General features: G+C 72.5%; 18 protein-coding genes and 1 pseudogene. 7 read left to right on the top strand and 12 right to left on the bottom strand.

Annotated features, from left to right (window positions below; translation table 11 throughout):
- Positions 1 to 148: 148 nt before the first annotated feature.
- The 6 genes from M2266_RS23125 to M2266_RS23100 form a co-directional block, all read right to left on the bottom strand.
- On the bottom strand, positions 149 to 2,680 hold the full coding sequence (locus tag M2266_RS23125; RefSeq protein WP_346780924.1) for a SpoIIE family protein phosphatase: 2,532 nt from the start codon (positions 2,678 to 2,680) through the stop codon (positions 149 to 151).
- 186 nt (positions 2,681 to 2,866) lie between these two features.
- Positions 2,867 to 3,265, bottom strand: a complete 399-nt coding sequence (locus M2266_RS23120; protein ID WP_277439899.1) for a (deoxy)nucleoside triphosphate pyrophosphohydrolase — start codon at positions 3,263 to 3,265, stop codon at positions 2,867 to 2,869.
- 10 nt (positions 3,266 to 3,275) lie between these two features.
- The gene (locus M2266_RS23115) at positions 3,276 to 3,443 is read right to left on the bottom strand and encodes an SPOR domain-containing protein (protein WP_277439898.1); all 168 of its coding nucleotides are present in this window, start codon (positions 3,441 to 3,443) and stop codon (positions 3,276 to 3,278) included.
- Entirely contained in the window at positions 3,440 to 3,913 is a 474-nt protein-coding gene (locus M2266_RS23110) for an RpiB/LacA/LacB family sugar-phosphate isomerase (protein WP_277439897.1), read from the bottom strand. The genes M2266_RS23115 and M2266_RS23110 overlap by 4 nt, the downstream gene beginning before the upstream one ends.
- A gap of 229 nt (positions 3,914 to 4,142) precedes the next feature.
- Positions 4,143 to 4,895 (bottom strand): GntR family transcriptional regulator, encoded by a 753-nt coding sequence (locus M2266_RS23105; RefSeq protein ID WP_277439896.1) that lies wholly within the window; start codon positions 4,893 to 4,895, stop codon positions 4,143 to 4,145.
- 77 nt (positions 4,896 to 4,972) lie between these two features.
- Positions 4,973 to 5,794 carry a DUF4190 domain-containing protein gene (locus tag M2266_RS23100; RefSeq protein ID WP_277439895.1) on the bottom strand — a complete coding sequence of 274 codons (822 nt, stop codon included), beginning with the start codon at positions 5,792 to 5,794 and terminating at the stop codon, positions 4,973 to 4,975.
- Positions 5,795 to 5,949: 155 nt separating this feature from the next.
- Between M2266_RS23100 and M2266_RS23095 the strand changes: the two genes are divergently transcribed.
- From M2266_RS23095 to M2266_RS23085, 3 genes are all read left to right on the top strand, one after another.
- Positions 5,950 to 7,305 carry a glycoside hydrolase family 18 protein gene (locus M2266_RS23095; RefSeq protein WP_277439894.1) on the top strand — a complete coding sequence of 452 codons (1,356 nt, stop codon included), beginning with the start codon at positions 5,950 to 5,952 and terminating at the stop codon, positions 7,303 to 7,305.
- 159 nt (positions 7,306 to 7,464) lie between these two features.
- Positions 7,465 to 8,490, top strand: a complete 1,026-nt coding sequence (locus tag M2266_RS23090; RefSeq protein WP_277439893.1) for a PAS domain-containing protein — start codon at positions 7,465 to 7,467, stop codon at positions 8,488 to 8,490.
- Positions 8,487 to 9,023 (top strand): ATP-binding protein, encoded by a 537-nt coding sequence (locus M2266_RS23085; RefSeq protein WP_277439892.1) that lies wholly within the window; start codon positions 8,487 to 8,489, stop codon positions 9,021 to 9,023. The genes M2266_RS23090 and M2266_RS23085 overlap by 4 nt, the downstream gene beginning before the upstream one ends.
- A 12-nt stretch (positions 9,024 to 9,035) precedes the next feature.
- Here the strand turns inward: M2266_RS23085 and M2266_RS23080 are convergent, their stop codons facing one another.
- The 3 genes and pseudogenes from M2266_RS23080 to M2266_RS23065 all read right to left on the bottom strand — a co-directional run bounded on the left by M2266_RS23080 (position 9,036) and on the right by M2266_RS23065 (position 13,459).
- On the bottom strand, positions 9,036 to 9,818 hold the full coding sequence (locus M2266_RS23080) for an SDR family oxidoreductase (RefSeq protein WP_277439891.1): 783 nt from the start codon (positions 9,816 to 9,818) through the stop codon (positions 9,036 to 9,038).
- A gap of 192 nt (positions 9,819 to 10,010) precedes the next feature.
- Complete coding sequence (locus M2266_RS23070; RefSeq protein WP_277439890.1) at positions 10,011 to 10,721, bottom strand: DUF4232 domain-containing protein; 711 nt, start codon at positions 10,719 to 10,721, stop codon at positions 10,011 to 10,013.
- A gap of 90 nt (positions 10,722 to 10,811) precedes the next feature.
- Positions 10,812 to 13,459: pseudogene (locus tag M2266_RS23065) on the bottom strand (BTAD domain-containing putative transcriptional regulator).
- Positions 13,460 to 13,636: 177 nt separating this feature from the next.
- On the opposite strand from M2266_RS23065, the gene M2266_RS23060 reads away from it, so the two are divergent.
- The 3 genes from M2266_RS23060 (at position 13,637) to M2266_RS23050 (ending at position 17,712) form a co-directional block, all read left to right on the top strand.
- Positions 13,637 to 15,988: an FHA domain-containing protein gene (locus M2266_RS23060; protein WP_277439889.1), complete on the top strand. Its 2,352-nt coding sequence runs from the start codon at positions 13,637 to 13,639 to the stop codon at positions 15,986 to 15,988.
- A 108-nt stretch (positions 15,989 to 16,096) separates the two neighbouring features.
- Positions 16,097 to 16,672 (top strand): hypothetical protein, encoded by a 576-nt coding sequence (locus tag M2266_RS23055; RefSeq protein WP_277441316.1) that lies wholly within the window; start codon positions 16,097 to 16,099, stop codon positions 16,670 to 16,672.
- On the top strand, positions 16,669 to 17,712 hold the full coding sequence (locus tag M2266_RS23050) for a serine/threonine-protein kinase (protein WP_277439888.1): 1,044 nt from the start codon (positions 16,669 to 16,671) through the stop codon (positions 17,710 to 17,712). The genes M2266_RS23055 and M2266_RS23050 overlap by 4 nt, the downstream gene beginning before the upstream one ends.
- A gap of 76 nt (positions 17,713 to 17,788) precedes the next feature.
- On the opposite strand, the gene M2266_RS23045 is transcribed toward M2266_RS23050, so the two are convergent.
- Entirely contained in the window at positions 17,789 to 19,108 is a 1,320-nt protein-coding gene (locus M2266_RS23045) for a streptophobe family protein (protein ID WP_277439887.1), read from the bottom strand.
- Positions 19,109 to 19,336: 228 nt separating this feature from the next.
- Here M2266_RS23045 and M2266_RS23040 point away from each other — a divergent pair, with 228 nt between their 5' ends.
- Entirely contained in the window at positions 19,337 to 20,461 is a 1,125-nt protein-coding gene (locus tag M2266_RS23040; RefSeq protein WP_277439886.1) for a DUF6777 domain-containing protein, read from the top strand.
- Between the two features lie 275 nt (positions 20,462 to 20,736).
- Here M2266_RS23040 and M2266_RS23035 read toward each other — a convergent pair whose 3' ends face one another.
- Complete coding sequence (locus tag M2266_RS23035; protein ID WP_277439885.1) at positions 20,737 to 21,150, bottom strand: PIN domain-containing protein; 414 nt, start codon at positions 21,148 to 21,150, stop codon at positions 20,737 to 20,739.
- A complete protein-coding gene (locus M2266_RS23030) occupies positions 21,132 to 21,416 on the bottom strand; it encodes a hypothetical protein (RefSeq protein WP_277439884.1) in 285 nt (94 codons plus the stop codon). The genes M2266_RS23035 and M2266_RS23030 overlap by 19 nt, the downstream gene beginning before the upstream one ends.
- Positions 21,417 to 21,482: the final 66 nt, after the last annotated feature.

The raw sequence follows: 21,482 nt of genomic DNA, 5'->3' as shown, positions 1-21,482 counted from the left end.
GAGTATTCAGCATCACGACCGTCCCGCACACGGTCTTGACGATCACAGCATCATCTCGGCTCCCACTCGTTCCCGTTCGCCTCTACTCGCTACCCGGTGGGGAGTGGCTGAACCACTTCGTCAGGACCGCATCGTCAGGACCACGTCTTCAGGTGCCGGACCCGCCGACGGGCATCGCGAGCTCGAACCACACCGTCTTGCCCAGCCGTCCGTGCCGGGTCCCCCAGCGCCGCGAGGCGCGCGCCACCAGTTGCAGGCCGCGGCCGCCCTCGTCCTCGGTGGAGGCGACGCGTTCCAGCGGCGGATCGGGCAGCGGGTCGGAGACCTCGACCAGCAGCGAGCCGCCGCGCACCATGCGGACCCCGATCGGACCGTGCGCGTACCGCAGGGAGTTGGTGACCAGCTCGCTGACGAGCAGCACCGTCACGTCGGTCAGCGGTTCGAGGTGCCAGTCGGCGAGGGTCTCCCGGACGCGCCGGCGGGCGCGCCGTACGGCACTGGGCTCGGCCGGGAACGTCCACGAGGCGGTGCTGCCCTCGGGGAGGCCGCCGAGCCGTGCCATCAGCAGGGCCACGTCGTCCGGCTCCCGGCCCGGCACCATCGTCGCGAGCAAATCGTCACAGGCGTCCTCCAGTGAGGAAAAGGGCCGGGACAGCACCGCGGAGAGCCGGTCCAGACCGTCGCTGATGTCCTCGCCGCGGGCCTCGACCAGCCCGTCGGTGTAGAGCACCAGCACCGTGCCGTCCGGCACGTCCAGTTCCACGGACTCGAACTCCACGCCCTCGACGCCGAGCGGCGCCCCCGACGGCATCTCCAGCAGCGACGCCCCGCACCCCGCGAAGCCGCCCTCCCCTCCGGGATGGACCAGCACCGGCGGCAGGTGCCCGGCCTTCGCCAGGGTGCAGCGCCGGGTGGCGGGGTCGTAGACGGCGTACACGACGGTGGCCATCCACCCCTCGTCCTGATCCTGCGCCAGGTCGTCGCCGAGATCGTTGACGCGGCGCAGCAGTTCGTGCGGCGGCATGTCGAGCCCGGCCAGGGTCCTGACGGCGGTACGCAGCCGGCCCATGGTCGCCGCGGCGCCGAGCCCGTGCCCCATCACGTCGCCGATGACGAACGCGACCCGGCCGCCGGCCAGCGGGATCACGTCGAACCAGTCGCCGCCCACCTCGGTGCCGCTGCTGCCCGGCACGTACCGGAAGGCGACCTCGACGCCCTGCGGCTGCGAAACGGTCTGCGGCAGCAGGCTGCGCTGCAGCATCAGGGCGCCCTCGCGCTCCCGGACGTACAGCCGCGCGTTGTCCAGGCCTGAGCCAGCGCGGTCGGCGAGCTCCATCGCCAGCGCCAGGTCGTCGCGGTCGAACGGCTCCCTGCCGTCCGCCCGGCTGACCACCAGCAGCCCCAGCACGACACCGCGCGCCCGCAGCGGGAGCACCAGCAGCGAGTGGATGCCCAACTCCATGGTGGCCCGCACCTTGGGGTCGCCGGGGAACGTCGTGGCGAGCAACTGCTGGTCGTTCTCCACCAACTGCGGCTGCCCGGTGGCCAGCACCACGCCGAAGATGGACTTGCGGTTGAACGAGATGACGGAGCCCAGCTTGATCATCCGGTCCACCTCGGGGCCCTGCCGGATCGCGCCCACGCCCAACTGGCGCATCGGGGTGCTCTCGCTGTACTGCACGCTCGGCAGCTCGCCGCCGTCGGCGACCGCCGCGTGCAGGATCACCCCCGAATAGTCGCTGAACCTCGGCACCAGTGCCCGCGCCAGCTCCTCCGCGCCACGGCGCACGTCCAGCAGGCCGCCGATCCGCGCGCCCACGTCGTTGAGCAGCGCGAGCCGGCTGCGGGCCCGCTCGACCTTGTCGGTGGCCTCCTTGCGCTCGGTCACGTCCATCACCGTCGCGCTGATGCCCAGCACGCTGCCCGCCCGGTCCACCAGGCGGTGGTACGAGATGGAGCGGTGGCCGAGGCCGCGCGGGGCCAGCATGATCAGGTCGATGACGGGGCGGCCGGTGGTGAGCACCGCCCGCTGCAACGTGGTGAGCTCGGCACCCGCCTGCGGGTCGTCGACGATCTCGCCGACGGTCCGGCCGATGTGGTCGGCGGGGGACAGCCCGTTCATCCGGGCGAGCGCCTCGTTGACCCGGACGTAGCGCAGCTCCGTGTCGAAGACCGCGACGCCCAGCGGTGACGAGTCGTAGAGCGCGTCCAGCGCGGCGAGGTCGTGCTCCAAGGTGCGCAGCCGGCTCGTCTCGGCGACGGAGGCGAGGACGAACGGGCGGCCGTCCCCGTCGACGAGCATCGAGGCGCGCGCCTCGACCTGCACGCTGTGGCCGTCCCGGTGCCGCAGCGACAGGATGCCGTCCCAGCGGCCGTTGCGCAGCAGGTCCGCCAGGATCCGCTCGGCGCCGCTGCGGTGCGCGCCGCCGGTGGTCTCGGTCCCGGCCTCACCGGGATCGAAGAAGCCGCCGACGCGGCGGCCGACGATGTGCTCGCCGGCCCACCCGAGCATTTCCTCTGCCAGCGGGCTCCACAGCAGCACCCGGCCGGACGTGTCCAGCATGACGACGGCGACCCGCAAGGTGTCCAGCAAGGTGCCCGGCACCGCGACCCCGGCCGCCGCCCCCGGCTGCAGCCGTCCGCGCCTCCCCGCCCCCGCCGCCTCGTCGCTGCTGCTCAAGCCGTCCACATCGTCCCTGACCGTATGGGGCCGGATCGTCCGGCTATGAAGAGGGATCAACCCCCACATACCCGATATCTCCCCGTCTGTACCGTGCGACGGGGAGTGACGGTTCCAGCAAACGGGGGACAGCCCGGCCGCCGGGTCGCGGCGGGCGTCGCCAGGTGGTGCGGGTGCGAGGGGACCTCAGCCGGAGGCGAGGAGGTGGGCGGCGGTCCAGGCCACCGCCGGGCGGTCCTGGTCGAGCCAGTCGACGTCGTGGACCCGCTCCGGCGACAGCCACCGCAGCTCGTCGTGGTCCTCCAGCGCCACCGGCGTTCCGGACACCAGCCGCGCCGTCCACGCGTGCAGGACCAGCCCCGCGCTCAGCGGCCACTCCCCCGGGATGCGGGCGATCGGCTCGACCTCGACTCCCAGCTCCTCGCGCAGCTCGCGCACCAGCGCCTGCTCGTGCGTCTCACCCGGCTCGACCTTGCCGCCCGGCAGCTCCCAGCGGCCGGCCAGCGCGGGCGGCGCGCTGCGGCGGGCGGCGAGCAGCCGTCCCTGGTCCAGTACGGCTCCGCCCACGACCACGCGCAATGTCATGCGCGGAACCCTACGACGCCTGGCGGTCGATCCGCTCGACGAGGTACAGCTGCTTGTGGCCGCGCGCGTCCAGGGTCTCGGAGACGCGTTCGGCCTCCTCGCGCGTCGCGTAGCGGCCGACGCGGTAGCGGTTGCCGTTGTCGTCCTGGCGTACGACAACCCAGGGGAGATCGGTCATCGGACCCGCTCCCCGACCGGAGCGTCGTCGAGGACCCCGAGGGAATCCACGTGCTCGACGTTGGCCCGGTCGTCCGCGTCGCCGCTCGCGACCGCGTCGAACCACGCGTCCAGGATCTCGGAGAGCAGCGCCCCACTGGTCAGTCGCAGGCTGAGCGCCAGCACGTTCGCGTCGTTCCATATTCGCGCGCCACGCGCCGTGTAGGCGTCACCGCACAGGGCCGCGCGCACGCCCGCCACCTTGTTGGCGGCGAGGGCGGCACCCGTGCCCGTCCAGCAGCAGACCACGGCCTGCTCGGTACGGCCGGCCGCGACTTCGCGCGCGGCGGCTTCGGCGCTCCAGGCCCAGTCCTTGCGATCTCCGGCCCGCAACGCGCCGAAAGCGAGCACGGTGTGGCCGCGGTGGCGCAGCTCGTCGACGACCAGCCGTGCCACCGGTTCATCAGTGTCCGAGGAAACGGCAATCCGCATATGCCCGACACTACGCCCGAGGTTCACCCGCCGGGTGCGGGTTGACACGAAGAGGTAGCGATTCGGCCAACTGTGCGACTCGATCAACCGGTTCGGATCGTGAGCAGCGCCATCAGGACCGATTCGGCACCGTTTCCGCGCCCGGGCGGACATCTCCGTACCCGGGTCAACCCCTGGACCGTCGAACGGATTCGACCGGGCCGACCGGGAACGGCGCCCACCCCACCCGTTACTTCACCGGCAGGTGGTACGCGACGCGGTACCTTTCGGCCGGCACGATGATGTTCGCGGTCTCCACCGGGCGGCCCGAGGCGTAGTACGTCCGCCGGATCTCCATCACGATGTGGCCCGGCACTCCGCCGAGCGCCGCCGTCTCGTCCGCGAGACCGGGCCGTGCGCCGACCTCCTCGACCATGTTGTCGACCACGAACTCGATGCCCGCCATCCGCTCGACGACGCCCTGGCCGCCGAGCGGCCCCTCCTCCGGCAGCATCACCGGCGTGCGGCCGGTGACCGCCAGCGGCTCCCACGAGGTCGCGAGCATCGTCGGCTCGCCCTCGGTCCGGTAGAGGTAGCGCGTGCGCATGACCCGGTCGCCCGGCTCGATCCGCAGCCGCTCGGCCACCGGCTGCGTCGCCAGGTCCTGGTTGCTGGTCGACTCCCAGGTGCCCTTCACGCCCTCGTCACCCTGCTCCTGGCGGAAGGGGCTGGGCGGGGTCGCGGGCCGGTAGCCGGAGCGGATGATGCGGCGCGGTTCCGCGCGCTCGCGCACGTACGTCCCCGAGCCGGACCGCCCCTCGACGAACCCCTCGGCCATCAGCACCTTGCGTGCCTCCAGCGCGACCGTGTCGGACACCCCGTACTCGGTACGGATGCGTGCCTGGGAGGGCAGCCGGGTGTGCGGCGCGAGCGTCCCGTCGAGGATCTTCTGGCGCAGGTCGTCGGCCACACGAAGGTACGCGGGCTGCTCACCGAAAGGCACGGTGCCCCTCCCTCAGGTTGACTATCTGCGACAGCTTGACAACCCTGGGTGGCTGTCCGCAAGCCATGCCCAAAGGATTACGCGCTGGTTCCGGGATCCCCCGGGGACGCCTTGACCGAGCCGGTCATCTTCCGGCCGGCGTCGCCGAAGAAGCAGGTCACCCTGCGGTCGCCCCGGGACCAGCCGCTCTCGCGCGGCAACGAGTAGTAGATGTCGAGCTGGTCGACCGACCGGTCGGTGCCGTCGAGGTACTCCTCCGCGAGCACCCGGCACCGGCTCTCGGCCATCGTCTCCGCCTCACTGTCGCCGGGGTACTCCGAGGACGCCTGCGAGAGGGAGGTGATGCCGAAGGTCTCCGCGTCGTGCTCCTCGGAGCACGGCACCACGTCGACGCTGCGGGACTCGCCGCTGGACCCGCTGAGCGAGTCGCCGTGCAGGTTGAAGCACTGCCCCGACCGCAGGTCGGCCGTGCGCGTGCCGTCGTCCAGTGCGCCGGACACCCCGAGGACGATCATCACGACGACGAAGAGCGTCGCGACACCGGAGACCGCGACCCCGGCGATCGCCAGCGCCTTGCCCTGCTGCCCGCGCCTGCGGATCTGCGAGAGCGCGATGATGCCGAACACCACGCCGAGCACCGGAATGCAGCTCACCGCCAGCACGAAGGACGCGATGGCCATGCCGTTCATCGACGGCGCGGGCGGCGGCGGGTACCAGTACTGCTGGTACGGCGGCGGCGGGTACGGTCCCTGCGGCCCGTAGGGGGCCTGCCCGAACGGGCCCTGGGGCCCGGCCTGGGGCCGCGGGTACGACGGAAGACCCGAGCCGGTCGGCGACTGGGCGTCCGACAGGGGCTGAGACGGAGGCTGGAGCGGGGGCTGGGGCGGGGGTATGTCCACCCCGGGATCCTACGGACTCCGCAGAACCTCGTCGTACCCCCTTGACCGCATTGGTCTAGGCCAATACTTTCCTGTTCTGTACAACTCTCCACCCCCGCACGCGCTCCCCGCACAGCACGGCTTACATTCCCGGCTCACGCACAGGAAAGAGCCCCATGCGTCGAAGAATCATCGGCAGGCTGGCCGTCGCCGCCTGCTCCCTCTCCCTGGTGGTGGGGCTGCCCGCGCTCACCACCGCGGCCAGCGCACACCAGCAGCCGGAGCACCACCAAGGACCCGAGTACAAGCGGGTCGGCTACTTCACCCAGTGGGGCGTCTACGGGCGCAACTACCAGGTCAAGAACCTGCAGACCAGCGGCACCGCCGCCAAGCTGACCCACCTCAACTACGCCTTCGCCAACGTCGGCACCGACGGCAAGTGCTTCGAGGCGAACGTTCCCGGCCAGGGCGACGCTTGGGCCGACTACCAGCGGCCACTCGACGCCGCCGGTTCCGTGGACGGCACCGCCGACACCGCGGAGCAGCCGCTGGCGGGCAACTTCAACCAGCTGCGCGAGCTCAAGAAGGCCAACCCGCGCCTCAAGACGATGATCTCGATCGGCGGCTGGGGCTGGTCCACGAACTTCTCCGACGCGGCGCTCACACCCGCCTCGCGGAGCGCCTTCGTCGCGTCCTGCATCGACGTCTTCATCAAGGGCAACCTGCCGCTGCTCGACGGCAAGGGGGGCCCCGGCTCCGCCGCCGGCCTGTTCGACGGCATCGACATCGACTGGGAGTGGCCGGCCTCGGCCGGCAACGCCGGCACCGTCCACCGCCCCGAGGACAAGCGGAACTTCACGGCGCTCACCGCCGAGTTCCGCCGCCAGCTCGACGCGTACGGCCGTCGGACGCACCGGCACTACGACCTGTCGGCGTTCCTCCCGGCCGCCCCGGCCAAGATCGACGCCGGCTTCGAGGCCCGCAAGATCTTCCAGTACCTGGACTTCGGCACCGTCCAGGGATACGACTTCCACGGGCCCTACGAGGCCACCACCAACCAGCAGTCGGCGCTCAGCACTCCGCGGAACTCCCCCGTTCCCAACGAGTTCAGCGACGCGCAGGCCGTCGGGGACTGGCTGGAGCGCGGCGCGCCCGCCCGGCAGCTCGTCCTCGGCGTGCCCTTCTACGGCCAGGGCTGGACGGGCGTGCCCGACGGCGGCACGCACGGCCTGTACCAACCGTCCACCGGCCCCGCCCCCGCCACCTGGCAGCCGGGCAACGAGGACTACCACGCCCTCAAGGCCCTTGCCGCGTCCGGCACTTACCAGGTGCACCGCGACACCCGCAATGGCTTCGCGTGGCTCTACGACGGCACCAATTTCTGGACCTACGACGACCCCCGGGTCCTCAAGGCGAAGACGTCCTGGATCCGCGCTCACGGACTGGGCGGCGCGATGGTCTGGTCCCTGGACGGCGACACCGCCGACGGTGAACTGATCACGGCGATCGACCGGGGACTCAGCCACCGCTGATCCGCCGGTCCGGCACGGCGGCACGGCCGCCCGGTTCACCGCCCTCAGGGGCGGCGAACCGGGCGGCTTGGCCAGGTTCCTCTATAGCATCCGTCGATCAACGTCAAGCCTGTTGGCAGTTTCGCTCGCGTACGATACGAGCTGCGTTACGTTGAGTTAATGACAGCTCACCCAGCGCGCACCGGGGTAGGTGGCGCGTCTGTCCAGCCCCGGAACAGTGGATCGGCGCGGGCCGCTCATGCTCCCGGATCCTGGGATCTGGCCGGATTCCATCAGGAACTGAGCGCGCTCAGCGAGCGGATCTCGGATCTGCGCGGCCGTCGCGACGGCCGCCGCGACGGGCGCCCGGCGGACCGGCTCGGCGCACTCGGCCTGGCCCTCGCCGAACCGGAGTCCGCCGAGGACGAGTTGCGGACGTGCCTGGAGGAGCTGCACGCACACGGCGAACGCATCGCCCTACGGGTCGAGGGCGCCGAGCGTGAGGGGCAGATGCTCCACACCACCTTCCGCGAACTCCCCGTCCCGGTGTTCCTGCTCCACCCCGAGGGCGTCATCCACCGCGTCAAGGACGAGGCCGCACGGCTGCTCGGCAGCGACGGCGAGCTGCCGGCGGGGCAGCCGCTCGCAGCGCGGGTCCGGTCGGGGTACCGGCAAGCCTTCCGATCGGCGCTCGGTGCCGCGCAGCGCAGTGCCCGGCCGGGGCCGGTGCCCCTGCTGCTCACCGGCACGGCCGGGGCGAGCGCGGTGCGGGTCCAACCGATGCAGCTGCGGACCCCGCCCGGCGCCCGCCCGCTGATCTCCGCCGTCGGCCTGTACCCGGACTCCCCCGAATCCGACGACGCCCAGGACCTCCACGGGTCCTGCGAGTCCCGCGACACAGGCGCCGGCGCCGGCGCACCGGGCACGCCCGGCAGCCCGAAGGGCGCGGGCGCCGCGCACCGTACGATCGCCGCCTCGAACCGCACGGGCAACCGGGACCGGAGGCCGGACGCGGCGGCCCAGCGGGACGAGGTCGCGCAGGGCGTGCGGCTGTTCGCGGCCCTGGCCGGGGCCAGAGGTCTCGCCGCCGAGGCGGTGGTGAGCGCGGTGGAGCAGCAGGTCGTGGATTTCGCCGGTGGTTCCCCGCAGGACGATCTGACGCTGCTCGCTCTGCGGGTGGTCCCACAGGAAGAGGACCTCTCATGAAGCGGCAGTCAGGCGCCCTCGGGCGGGACGCGCTCGGGCTGGGCCCGCTCCCCACCGCCGGGCCCGTCTTAGCGGCGGCTCAAGCGGCCCCCGCCCCCGCCGCGGCCCCGGCCCCGGCTCCCGCCCCCACGCCCGCCCTTCCGGAGCCGGGTACGGCCTTCCGGACCTTCCCGGGAACCCCGACCCAGGTCTCCACGGCCCGCCGCTACGTCACCCAACTGCTCGTGGATCCGGTCTACCGCCATGTCGTCGACGACGCCGTGCTCCTGGTGAGCGAGCTGGCGAGCAACGCGATCCTGCACACCCGGTCGGGGGACCTGCTCGGCGGCTTCACCGTGGAACTGGGCTTCTCCGCGGACGTCCTGCGCGTCGCCGTCCACGACCAGGGCAGCCGAGAGGTTCCACGGGTGCTGAACGGCAACGGCGAGGGTGGACGCGGCCTGGGCCTCGTCCAGGTCCTCGCCGCCGGCTGGGGCATCACGGGCGGTCCGGCAGGACGCACCGTCTGGTTCGAACTGACCCTGCGCCCCTGACCCCCCGATCCCTCAGCGAGCCGTGAACCCGCCGTCCACCGCCAGGGCGGCGCCGGTGATGAACGCCGCCTCATCGCTCAGCAGGAACGCCGTGAACGCGGCGATCTCCTCCGGGAGCGCGATCCGCCCCACCGGGTGCATCGCGGCGATCGCCGCCACCGCTTCCGGCGTGGCGCCCATCGTGGCCCGGAACAGCGGCGTGTCCACTCCCCCGGTGACCAGCGCGTTGACCCGCACCCCCTGCTCGGCGGTCTCCAGCGCCGCCGCCCGCGTCAGCCCGACGACACCGTGCTTCGCCGCCACGTACGGCGAGACGCCGGCCATTCCCACGACGCCGAGATTGGACGCGTTATTGACGATCGCACCACCGCCGGCCGCGACGATCGCCGGAATCTGGTATTTGAGGCCGTAGAACACGGACGACAGATTGTGCTCGATATCAGCCCGCCAGGCATCCGCTTCAACCGACTGCACAGGACCGAACGCATTCACCCCGCCCACATTGTTGAAAGCGCCGTCCAGCCGCCCGAATTCCGCGACCGCGACCTCCACCACCCGAGCGGCGTCGTCCTCGACGGTGACATCAGCCCCCACGAACACCGCCCGACCACCGGCGGCCCGTATCCCCGCCGCGACTTCCTCCCCCACATCCTTCCGCCGCGCGGCGATCACCACGGCAGCCCCTTCCGACGCGATGCGTTCCGCGACGGCCTTCCCCATTCCGGAATTTCCCCCGGTGACGACAATTACCTTGGCTTCAAAGCGAGATGACATGCCTTGATCCTGCGCCACCACGGCCGCCACCTCCGGCGGAAATCAGCCGTCGAATCCGGCGGCCCTAGGCCGTGTGCGAGCTCGACGGGCCGACCCGCTCGTATGGGGCGACCGGCAACTGCCGGGGTTCGCTCCCGCGGCCGGTGCCCTTCGCGATCAGCCTCGACCTGCGGGAGCTCGTTCCGCCGCGACGGGGCTGAGAGCCGGGGCGGCTCAGAACTCGTCGGCGCCGTTGCGGAGCTCGGAGGTCCAGTAGCCGGTCTTCGCGGCGGCCTCGTCGACCGAGAGGCCGCCCGAGGGGGCGGTGATCACGACGCTGCCCTCGGCGGGGCCGTCGGTGGCGAAGAGGTTGACGTTGAAGCTGGTGACGACCTTGTTGTTCTCGTGCACGCCGCCCAGACCGACGCGGACGTTCGCGTACGCCGGTTCGCCGGACTTCAGGACGACCGTGGTCGCCGGCCTGCTCTTCGCGACGGCCGGGATGTCCTTGGCGGTCTGGATGTCGCCGAAGGCGATCAGGGGGTACCGGATGAGGCGGCAGGTGCGGCCGGACGTGTTCTCGGCGGTCAGGACGATGTGCTCGGTGGGCGTCTCGTCCGCCTTCGCCATCGCGATCCTGACGTCCTTGTAGCCGCAGGCGGGAACCTTGGCGGTGTCCGTCGAGCCGGTCGAGTTCTTGCCGGTGCCGCCCGAGGCGGACGTCCTGCCCTTGGAAGCCGCCGGGTCCGCCACCTTGGTGCCGCCCGTGCCGCCCGTGCCGCCCGCCGGCGTGGACGCCGCGTCCAAGGGGGTCTGTGTGGCGCTCGGGCTGCCGCCGCCCTTCGCGTCGGTGTCGCCTCCGCCGCAGGCGGTCAGCCCGAGGGACAGGGCGGCGACGACGACAGCGGCGGCGGCGGCAAGGGTGTTCTTGCGGTGGATACGCACGATGGATCTCCCCGTAGTGAAAGTTGGCCGCACACATTCGGTGCTGGATACAACCTTCCGGTGGGGCGCTGCCGTCCCGCTTACGTACCGCTAACGATCCGCTGACAGCCGCGTCAGCAGCTCAACGGCCCGTGCGGAACCTTCCGTGAACCCGACCGCGTCAGCCGTCGCCGCCGCCCCTTTCAGCTGGTCAGCGGCCTCTTCCGGACGGCCGAGCGCGGTCAGCGCCTCGGCCCGGACGATCTGCAGCTGGGCCCGCACGACCACCGCGTCCGGGGAGACGAGTTCGGCCGCCGACAGCGCGTGCGCGAGCGCCGCCTCGTACTCCCCCGTCGCGAGGCAGTGCCGGGCGAGGTGCTGGAGGGTCAGCACCTGGGTGGGGGGATGGCCGGTGCGCGCGGCGAGCGAGACCGCGTGGGTCATCAGCGCCTCCGCCCGCGCGTGGTCGCCGGTGGCGTCCACGACGACGCCCAGGTTGGCGTGGGCGATCGCCTCACTGATCCCGTCACCCGCCCGTGCGGCCAGCTCGGGCGCCTGCGCCAGGTGAACGAGGGCCTCGGCGTCGTGCCCCTCCTCGTGCAGCACCCAGCCGAGCAGCGCCCGCACCCGCGATTGCGCGTCCAGGTCGCCCACATGTTCCGCCGAGGCGAGCCCGGCCCGCAGGAGCGGCACCCAGCCGTCCCTGATCCGCCACAGCATCAGCGGCCACTGCACGAGCGCGAGCCGCCAGGCCCGGTCGTGCAGGCCCAGGGCGGCGGCCGCCGCGACCGCCCCCTCCAGGGCCGGGCGCTCCGCCTCGTACCAGGCCAGCGCCGCCGCGCGATCCTCGAACTCCCTGGTGGCTGGGGGCCGCAGGAAATCGCGGGGCAGTGCGTAGCAGGGCTGGGAGCCCGGTTCGGCCGCCGCGTCCGCCGCGAGCCCGGTGTAGAGGTAGTGGTCGAGGAGGCGGTGCAGCCCCTGCGGGTCCGCCCGCGGGGCGAGATGGCGGGCGTAGAGGCGCACCAGATCGTGCGGCGCCCAGCGGGCCGGGGACCGACTCGGTGAGGAGATGGGCCGCGGCGAGGCGGTCCAGGTCGGCGGAGGCCCTGCGCGGGGGACGTCCCGGCGAGTGCGGCCGCCGCGAAACGGTCCAGGTCGGATCCGGTGTGCAGGCCGATCGCGCGGAACAGCCGGGCGGCGGACTCGGGCAGCTGCTGCATCGTCAGGCGCAGGGCGGCCGAGACCCCGGTGTCCTCGATGTTCAGGAGCGCCAGACAGCCCTGCTCGTCGGCGAGTTCACCGACCATCGCGTCGAGCGTCCACTGCGGCCGCTCGGCCAGGCGGGCGCCCGTCACCCGCAGGGCGAGCGGCAGCCCGTCGCAGAGTCCGGCCAGCCGCGCGGCGGCGTCGGGTTCCGCGGCGACCCGCTCCGCGCCCAGCACACTGCGGAGCAGCGCCACCGAGTCGGCGGGCGGAAGGTGCCCGAGGGGGACGGGACGGGCCGCGTCGGAGGCGATGAGGCCGCCGAGCCGGTCGCGGCTGGTGACCAGCGCCGTGCAGCGGTCGCCGCCCGGGAGCAGCGGCCTGACCTGCTCGGACGAGCGCGCGTTGTCGAGGACGACGAGGAGCCGGCTGTCCGCGGTGAGGGAGCGGAACAACGCCCCCATCGCGTCGGCGGTCTCCGGTATCCGCTGCGCCGGCGTGCCGAGCGCCAGCAGGAACTCGCGCAGTACGGCGCCGGCTTCGGGCGCCGGGGTGTCGCTGAAGCCGCGCAGGTCGGCGAAGAGCCGCCCGTCCGGGAAGTCGTCGCGACGGTCGTACGCCCAGTGCACGGCGAAGGCGGTCTTGCCGACGCCCGCGGGCCCGGTGATCAGGCAGACGGGGCCGTCCCCGGCGCCGGCGGCCCTGGCGAGCGCGGCGAGTTCCGCGTCCCGACCGGTGAAGCCGCGCGGCTGCCGCGGCAGCTGCTCGGGGACGGCTACCGGGGCGGGCGGGGCGGGCCGCTGTGCCGGCGCGGGTTCGGCGGAGCGCAGGAGCGTCGCGTACGCCTCGGCGAGCGCCTCACCGGGGTCCACTCCGAGCTCTTCCGCGAGCAGCCGCCGGGTGCGGTGGTACCAGCCGATCGCGTCCGACTGGCGCCCCGAGCGGCCCAGCGCGAGCATCAGCGCGGCCGCCAGGGTCTCCCGCAGCGGGTGCGCGACGGCTTCGGTGCGGAGCACGGCGGCGGCCCTGCCGTGCTCGCCGAGCTGCCCGTACGCGTGCGCCAGCGCCTCCACCGAGGCCAGCCGCCGCTCCTCCAGGCCGCCGGCCGCCGCCTCCAGTGGCCTGCTCTGCACGGTCCCGGTCAGCGCGGGCCCCTGCCAGAAGGAGAGCGCCTCGCGCAGCATCCGCACGGTGTCGGCGGGCCGCCGCTGCACCCCCGCGAGCGCGACGAGCTCTTCAAAGCGGTGCGCGTCCACCAGTGATTCCGGCAGTCGCAGCGTGTACGCCGTTCCCTGGGTGGTGAGCTCGACCCCGTAGGCGTCCGCGCCGTGCTCGGCCAGTACCGCGCGCAGCCGGGAGACGTGTCCCTGCAACACCGTCTTGGCGTGGGCGGGCGGCTCGTCCTCCCAGAGGGCGTCGATCAGCTGGCCGACGTGGACGGGCGTGTTGGGCCGCAGCAGCATCATCGCCAGCAGGCTGGAGCGCTTGGCGGGTCCCAGTGCCACGTCGCCGTTCTCCGTCACGACGGCAACGGATCCGAGCAGCCGGAATTCCACCTGACACCTCCATGATCCGCGTCGCCTCGGCAACCGAGGATACGCAGCGGCTCCCGGCGCCACGCCTTCCGGCGGCCCGGGCCGCCGATCGGCGCGTCACCGGTCGATGATCATCGGCGGGGCCCGTGGCGGGGCGCCCGACGGGCGCGGCCCGGCCCGTCGCCGTAAAATTTGACCATGGAAGACCGACCGGTCACTCCCATCGCACCCGAGCTGGTCGTCGAAGCCGACGGCGACACCCAGGTGATGGAGCCGAACAGGTCCTACCGCATCGGGCGCGACCCCCTGAGCGATGTGGTGCTGAGCGATGACCGGGTCTCCTGGCACCACGCGGTCCTGCGGCCCGCCGTCGGCCACTGGATGCTGGAGGACGACGACAGCACCAACGGCACGTACGCCGACGGACGGCGGGTGCGGCTGTCCTCCGTCGGGCCCGGCAGCGTGCTCCGGTTCGGTGACGCGGACGACGGGCCGCGCGCGGTACTGAGCCGACCGGCGGCGGTGCACCCGACGGAGGTCCGTCGTCCGTCGTCCGTCGCGCATCCCGCCGCCACCAGCACCTTCCGCCGGCCGAGTTCCGTACGGCCGCTGCCCTCGGCGGCCCGTACGGTGCGGATCGGCCGCGAACCGGACAACGACCTGGTCGTCGACGAGCTGGTGGTCTCGCGCCGGCACGCCGAGCTGCGGGCAGGGCCCGACGGCTACGAGATCATCGACCTGGGCAGCCACAACGGCACCTACCTCAACGGCCAGCCGGTGGAGCGCGCCCCGGTGATCCCCGGCGACATCGTCGGCATCGGCCACTCCGCCTTCTGTCTCGTCGGCGACGAACTGCAGGAGTTCGTCGACACCGGCGAGGTCTCGCTCGACGTGCAGGACCTGGCCGTACGGATCGACAAGGGCCGGCGGACGCTGCTCGACGGAATCTCCTTCCCCGTGGGCGAGAAGTGCCTGCTCGCCGTGGTCGGACCGAGCGGCGCGGGCAAGTCCACGCTGCTCAACGCACTGACCGGGCAGCGCCCCGCGGACGAGGGCACCGTCCTCTACGACGGCCGTGACCTGTACCGCGACTACGCCGAGCTGCGCCAGCGGATCGGCCTCGTACCGCAGGACGACATCCTGCACTCGCAGCTGACCGTGCGGCGGGCCCTCGCCTACGCGGCCGAACTGCGCTTCCCCGAGGACACCGCCAAAGCGGAGCGGCGGGCGCGGGTCGACGAGGTGATCCGCGAGCTGGGACTCGTCGAGCGGGCCGGCCAGCCCATCCACAGTCTTTCCGGCGGGCAGCGCAAGCGGGTGAGCGTCGCACTGGAACTGCTGACGAAACCGTCCCTGCTCTTCCTCGACGAGCCGACTTCCGGTCTCGACCCGGGCATGGACCGCTCGGTGATGCACATGCTGCGCGGCCTCGCGGACGACGGCCGTACGGTCATCGTGGTCACCCACAGCGTGCTGAGCCTGGACGTCTGCGACCGGCTGCTGGTGCTCGCGCCGGGCGGGAAGATCGCTTACTACGGTCCGCCGGACGACGCGCTGGCGTACTTCGGGTTCGCGCAGTGGCCGGAAGCCTTCGAAGCCTTCGAGAACGACGGGGAGCGCGACTGGTCGGGCCGGTACCGCGCGTCGCCGCTGCACCGGCAGTACATCGCGACGGAGTCGCGGCAGCCGCAGCACATCCCCGGGCCCGCGCGGGTCCCGGTCGCCCCGCCGAAACCGCAGAGCTGGGGCGCGCAGCTGCGCACGCTGGTCCGGCGGTACGCGGCGGCGCTCACGGCCGACCGGACGTTCCTGATCATCATGGTGGCGCTGCCGTTCGTGATGGGGGCGATGGCGCACGCCCTGGCCGGCAGCAAACTCACCCAGGAGACCGCGCTGAACGGGCTGCTGATCCTCTGCGTCGGCGCCGTGCTGACCGGTGCCGCCAACGCCGTGCGCGAGCTGGTCAAGGAGCGGGTGATCTACCAGCGGGAACGGGCGGTCGGGCTGTCCCGGTCCGCGTATCTGATGTCCAAGGTCGTGGTGCTCGGGCTGATCACGGTGGTGCAGGCCGTGGTGCTCACCATGGTGGGCCTGTTCGGCGTGGACCTGAACGCCCCCGGCGGCAAAGGGGTGTTCCTGCCACCGCTCATCGAGATCACCCTCGCCGTGGCGCTGCTGGCCTTCACCGCCATGATGCTGGGCCTGTTCGTGTCCGCGCTCGTGCGGAAGGAGGAGGTCACCATGCCGCTGCTGGTCCTCCTCGCGATCGTGCAGGTCGTGTTCTGCGGTGCGCTGCTGAAGCTGAACGGCGTACCCGGGTTGGAGCAGCTGTCGTGGCTGGTGCCGTCCCGGTGGGCGCTGGGCGCCATGGCGGGAACCGTCGACCTGCACCGGATCGTGCCGCAGGAGCTCACCTCGGACCCGCTGTTCCAGCATTCGGCCGGGGTCTGGCTGCTGAACATGGGCATGTTGGTCCTGCTCTCGGCCGTGCTGGGGTTCCTGGTCGCCAGGCTGCTGCGGCGGCACGAACCCGCGATCATGCGGAAGTAGCGCCCGCCCACCTCGCGCCCACCTCATCCGCACTTCGGCTCGGAGGAGCTGCCCGTGACCGTCGCTCCCGACTTCCTCCCCACCCACGTCGTCCCGCCGGAAGGCCTGATGACCTGGTCGGCACCGGACGCGACGCAGCCGAGTGGGCCGCTGGACCCGCTGCTGCCCGTCCAGGTCGTCGACCGCCGCGGGGACTGGGCGCTGGCGCTGTGCTCCAACGGGTGGTCGGCGTGGGTGGACGGCCGACTGCTGCTGTCGGTCCCGCACGGCCCGCCCGCCGCCGGGCAGCCGTCCGCGCGGACCGCCGACCCCCGGCAGCTGCTGGCCACCGTCGAGGCCGAGGTGGGCCGCTACCGGCGGCTGGTCGACGAACTGGCCGCCGGGCAACTGGACGGCGAGGAGTTCCGGGAGCGCACGCGGGGCATGCGGGTCGGCGTGGTCGTGGACGGCGAGGCGGTCTGGCTCTACGACGCGCGGCACGAGCGGTGGTGTTACTGCGACGGGGTGTCGCTGCAAACGTTCGCGGCCTCGCAGCGGCCGTCGGTCGGGGATGACGCCGAGGGGGCGGCGGCCGGTGTCGACAAGACCCGGTCCGCCGAGGGAACCCCGGGCGCCGGTGCGACCCGTGTCGTCCCACCGCGCGACCTCGACCACCCGCCGACACGGTTCGGTGAGCCCCGGTGAGCAGTCGGGAAGCGTCCCGCGGCCGGGAACCCTCGCCCGACTCCGGGCTGCGCGGACACCGGATCGCGGAGTACCAGCTGGAGGACGAGATCGGCCGGGGCGGCATGGCGGTCGTCTACCGGGCGCGGGACCTGCGGCTCGGCAGAACCGTGGCGGTCAAGGTGCTGGCGCCCGAACTCGCCCGCAACGACAACTTCCGCAAGCGCTTCGCCCACGAGTCGCGGGTGGCGGCGGCCATCGACCATCCGCACATCGTGCCGATCTTCGAGGCGGGCGAGCGGGACGGCGTGCTCTACATCGCCATGCGGTACGTCGAGGGCAGCGACCTGCGGGCGCTGCTGGACCGCGAGGGAACGCTGACCCTCGAGGCCACCTGCCGCGTGGCCCTGCAAGTGGCCTCGGCCCTGGACGCCGCGCACGCGCACGACCTCGTGCACCGGGACGTCAAGCCCGGCAACATCCTGTTGGCCGAGGGGACCGACAGCGACCGTCCCGAGCACGCCTATCTGACCGACTTCGGCCTGACGAAGAAGTCCCTGTCGCTGACCGGCTTCACCAGCGTCGGGCAGTTCGTCGGAACGCTGGACTACGTGGCGCCCGAGCAGATCTCCGGCCGGCCGGTGGACGGCCGATGCGACGTCTACAGCCTGGCCTGTGTCGTCTTCGAGATGCTGACCGGGGCGCCGCCGTTCCGGCGTGACGACGACATGGCGCTGCTCTGGGCGCACCAGTACGATTCGCCGCCCGCCCTGTCCGAGGTGCGCCGCGGTCTGCCGCAGGCGGTCGACGCGGTGCTGGGCAAGGCGCTGGCGAAGGCTCCCGACAACCGGTACGAGACCTGCCGGGGGTTCGTCACGGCGCTGCGGACGGCCGGCCGGAGCGGGCGGCCGGGAACGGCGGGGAGCGCGCCGGCGGAGCATGCCGCCACCCGGGTGAGCGCGGGTCCGGGCACCGGTGCGGACGGGCCCCGGCGGCGGACCGCGGCTCCCCCGCCACCACCGGGCTGGGCAGCGCCGGTGTTCCCGGCGCGGCTGGGCTGACGCTCCGACACCGCAGCCGTTTCGGCCCGGCAGCCGTTTCGGCGCGGGTGGCGTTTCGGCGCGGCTGGGCCGACGTTCAGCGCCCGCCGTCCGGAGGTCGCGCCTCGGCATCCCGTACGTCGTCCCCCGCGTCCCGCACGTCGCCCGGCAGATGGCGCACGTGCCGGGCGAGCAAACTGCCGAGGAAGCCGGTGACCAGCCCCCAGAGCGCCGCCGGCACCACCAGCAGCAGTAGGTGCGGTCGCAGGGACACCTGACCCCCCAGGCCGCCGCCGAGGTCGCCGATGCCGATCAGCGAGAGCCCGTAGCGTGCGGAGATCGGGGTGGTCAGTCCGACGACGAGCAGGGTGACGGCCGTGGCCACGGCCATCTCCACGGCGTGCCGCCAGGCCGGCGTCCGGACCGGGGAACGTACCGCCGCGACGAACGCGGCGGAGAGCAGCGCCACGGCGGCGACGGCCACCAGGAGCCAGGCCCGGCCGTCGTACCGCGCGATCGAACTCATGTCGAGGGTCCGGTCCACGCCCTTGCTGCGGAGCACCTGGTCGAGCACGTGCGGCATGGGCAGCCCGATGGCCTGGTCCACGTGCCCCTCCCACGTTCCGCCCATGCCCAGCCCCAGCGCGATCCAGGCCAGGTTCGGCAGTCCGAGGAGCAGGACGGCGAGGGTCTCCGCCGGATGGCCCTGTGTCAGCAGGGTCACCAGCCCGGCGACCAGCCCGATCGCGACGTAGCCGAGGAGCACCAGCAGCATCGCGAAGGCGGGCGGCCGGACGGAGTTCTGGAAGTGCAGCAGCCGGGAGGGCAGCGGTGCCTTGCGGGAGACGAGGAAGGCGAGCGCGAGCACGGCCAGCACCCAGAGGAGGCCGAAGCCGAGGGTCGGGGGGAGGTCCGCGCGGAACCCGACCCGGGGCGTCACGCCGAGCGCTTCGCCGAGGTCCTGCTCGATGCCGTTGCCCACGGGGAGGGTGAAGGTGTGGCGGGCCACGGCGGCGAGCAGCAGGAGCAGCAGGAGCCAGAGGACGGCGGTACGGGCGACACGGCCGAGCAGCTCCCTGACGTCGGTCACCGCCCGCACCCGCAGCGGCCGCAGGAAGACGGCGGCGGTCACCAACGAGCCGGCCAGCGTCACGGACAGCGGAATGACATCGATGGCGGCGTCCGTCTGGGCGAGAAACCCGGCGTCACCGGAGAGTTCGACCGAGCCGCCGACCGCCATGACGACCACGGCCGCGACCACCCGGGGGAACACACCGCCGGGGAGGTCGCCCGCACCCGCGGCCCACAGGCCGAGCGCGGCCACGACGAGCATGACGGCGGTACCCGCCGCAGCGGTGACGAGTGCCTCTCCCCAGGCCCGGAGGGTGCTGGGAACGGGGCTTCGCGGCTGACTCACGCTGGCTCCTGCCGGGAACGGAGGCTCTGCAGAACTTGCGGGTGACAGTGCACCGGAACACACAATGGACCCGAAAGCGATGATTACTGGGCAAATTTCTCATTGCGGCGGACGATCCGCGCGCTGGAAGAGGGACTCGTGACATCTGCCCCGCCCCCCGACAGCCCCCCGACCGGCCCGCCGTCGGGCCCCCTCGTCACCCCGCGCCCGTCGGACCCGACGCAGGCCATGCCCCAGCAGGAGCCCCCCACCCAATCGGGCCAGGGCGGCACACCGGACGGCCCCGAGGACACGGGCGGCGGAGGCTGGGGCGGCGGAGGCGGCGGTGACGGTCACGGGGGCGACGGGAACGGGGCGCATTCCGGCGGCCCCGGGGACCACCGGCCCTGGTGGCGCTCCGCGCCCCGGGTCGCCCTGATCGGAATCGCCCTGGTCGCGATCGTGGCCCTGGTCGTCCTCCTCACCCGTCCGGACAAGAAGTCCGACGTCACGAGCGGCGGTTCCACCAGCACGGGCAGCGAGGTGCTGCTGCAGCCGGCAGCCGCCGCGGGCCCCGACCCGTTCACCCGCTCCACGGCGAAGGACTCCTCCGAGCCGGCCTCCGCGAGCCCGCAGCCCAGCCTGCTCTCCGGCGGCGCGGACGGCAGCACCGCGCAGGGCTCGGCGGCCGGCCTGTACGGCGGCACGTTCAACACATCGAGCTGCGACGTCGAACGGCAGATCGACTTCCTGACGAGCGACTCGGCGAAGGCCCGGGCCTTCGCCGACGTGGAAGACATCGAGCCCGCCGAAATCCCCGCCTACCTACGCTCCCTGACGCCCGTACAGCTCCGCACGGACACCAGCGTCACCAATCACGGTTTCAAGGCCGGCAAGGCCACCGCCTTCCCGTCGGTGCTGCAGGCCGGCACCGCCGTCCTGGTCGGCGACCACGGCGAGCCGCGCGTGCGCTGCGCCTGCGGCAACCCGCTCCAGCCCCCGACGTCGGCCCCGCAGAACGCGAAGACGACCGGCCAGGCCTGGCCGTCCTACAACGCGTCGCAGGTGGTGAGCGTGGAGGACGCGTCGGACACGGTGGACGTCTTCGTCCTCTACGACGCGCAGAAGGAGGAGTGGTTCAACCGCCCGAGGGGCGACACCGGCGCCACGGACTCCCTGACGAAGCGCCCCACCAGCGTCCCCACCACGCACTCCCCCACCCCGTCGTCGCAGCCCTCGACCACCCACTCCACGTCCCCGACCCCGTCCACCTCGAAGCCGACGACGACCACCCCACCCACGACAACACCCCCGACCCCGACCACCACGCCCCCGACCACCTCGGCACCGCCCCCCGAGCCCCCGGCGTCCTGAGGCGGCGCCCATCGTCTTCGCCTACGGGTGTCCCGCGGACCCTGTACGAGGTGACGTTCGGTTTCTCGAAGACCTCCCTGTCCACCACCGTCAACTCGCCGGAGACCTACAGCAGGTCCAAGACCAGGGCGCTGCCGGTGCCGATCGCACCGCCTCCGCCCAGCGGCACCTGCTCCAGCGCAGGCAGCGGGGCAACCGGTGATCCGCCGAATACCGGTAGCTCCACCGCCACTCACTGACTAACCGTCGAAAGGCAGAAAGCGGACCAGGGGAACTCACACCGCCACGAGTCGGACCCGCTCGCCGCACAGCTTGGCCATGTCATCGATATCGGAGGTCAGCATGACCACGGGGCGGTGCTGTCGCAGCGCGGCCTCGGCGACGGCCGCATCGATCGCGTACTTGTGTCCGTGCAACCCGGCATGCATCAACAGCTTCGAGGCCGCCCTCGCCTTCTCGTCGCCGACCGGGACGACCCGGAGCCCGGAGAGCACCCAGTTCAAGCGGGACTTGTTCGTACGGGCGTGGACGGCTTCGATGATGGTGAGCGCACTGATCACGACCTCCATGCCGCGCGAGCGCGCCTCAGCGATCAGAGCCACCACCTGCTCGTCGTCAGCGAACAGCTTCGAGAGTCCCTCACTGTCGAGGACCAGCGTCCCTTCGTGACTCAGCCTGCGGCGGGCCACTCGGCCTCCTCGGCAAACACCTCGTCGAAGACCTGCCGCGCCCGCTGACGAGCCGGCTCGGAGACCGGTCCCTTGCGGCTCTCGTAGTCCGCCAGGTACTCGTCCAAGACCCGCCCGCGCAGCTCACGCTCGACCGCATCAGCGATGAACGCGGAGAACTCCCGTTTCCCCACCCGCGCCCGAATCGCCTCCGCAGTGCCCTCCGGCAGCGACAGACTCACCCGCGTCGCCGGGCCTGCCCCGATGCTGTACGTCGTCTCAGACATGCCTCCGATTGAGTCAAACGAGTAGGAAAAGCGCCACGGATCGAATCCGCACGGGCCCCGGAGTCG

The sequence above is a fragment of the Streptomyces sp. SPB162 genome, from assembly GCF_029504575.1.
Classification (GTDB): domain Bacteria; phylum Actinomycetota; class Actinomycetes; order Streptomycetales; family Streptomycetaceae; genus Actinacidiphila.
The sequence above is the reverse complement of the archived record's forward strand: the minus strand, read 5'-3'. Positions and strand labels throughout refer to the sequence as shown.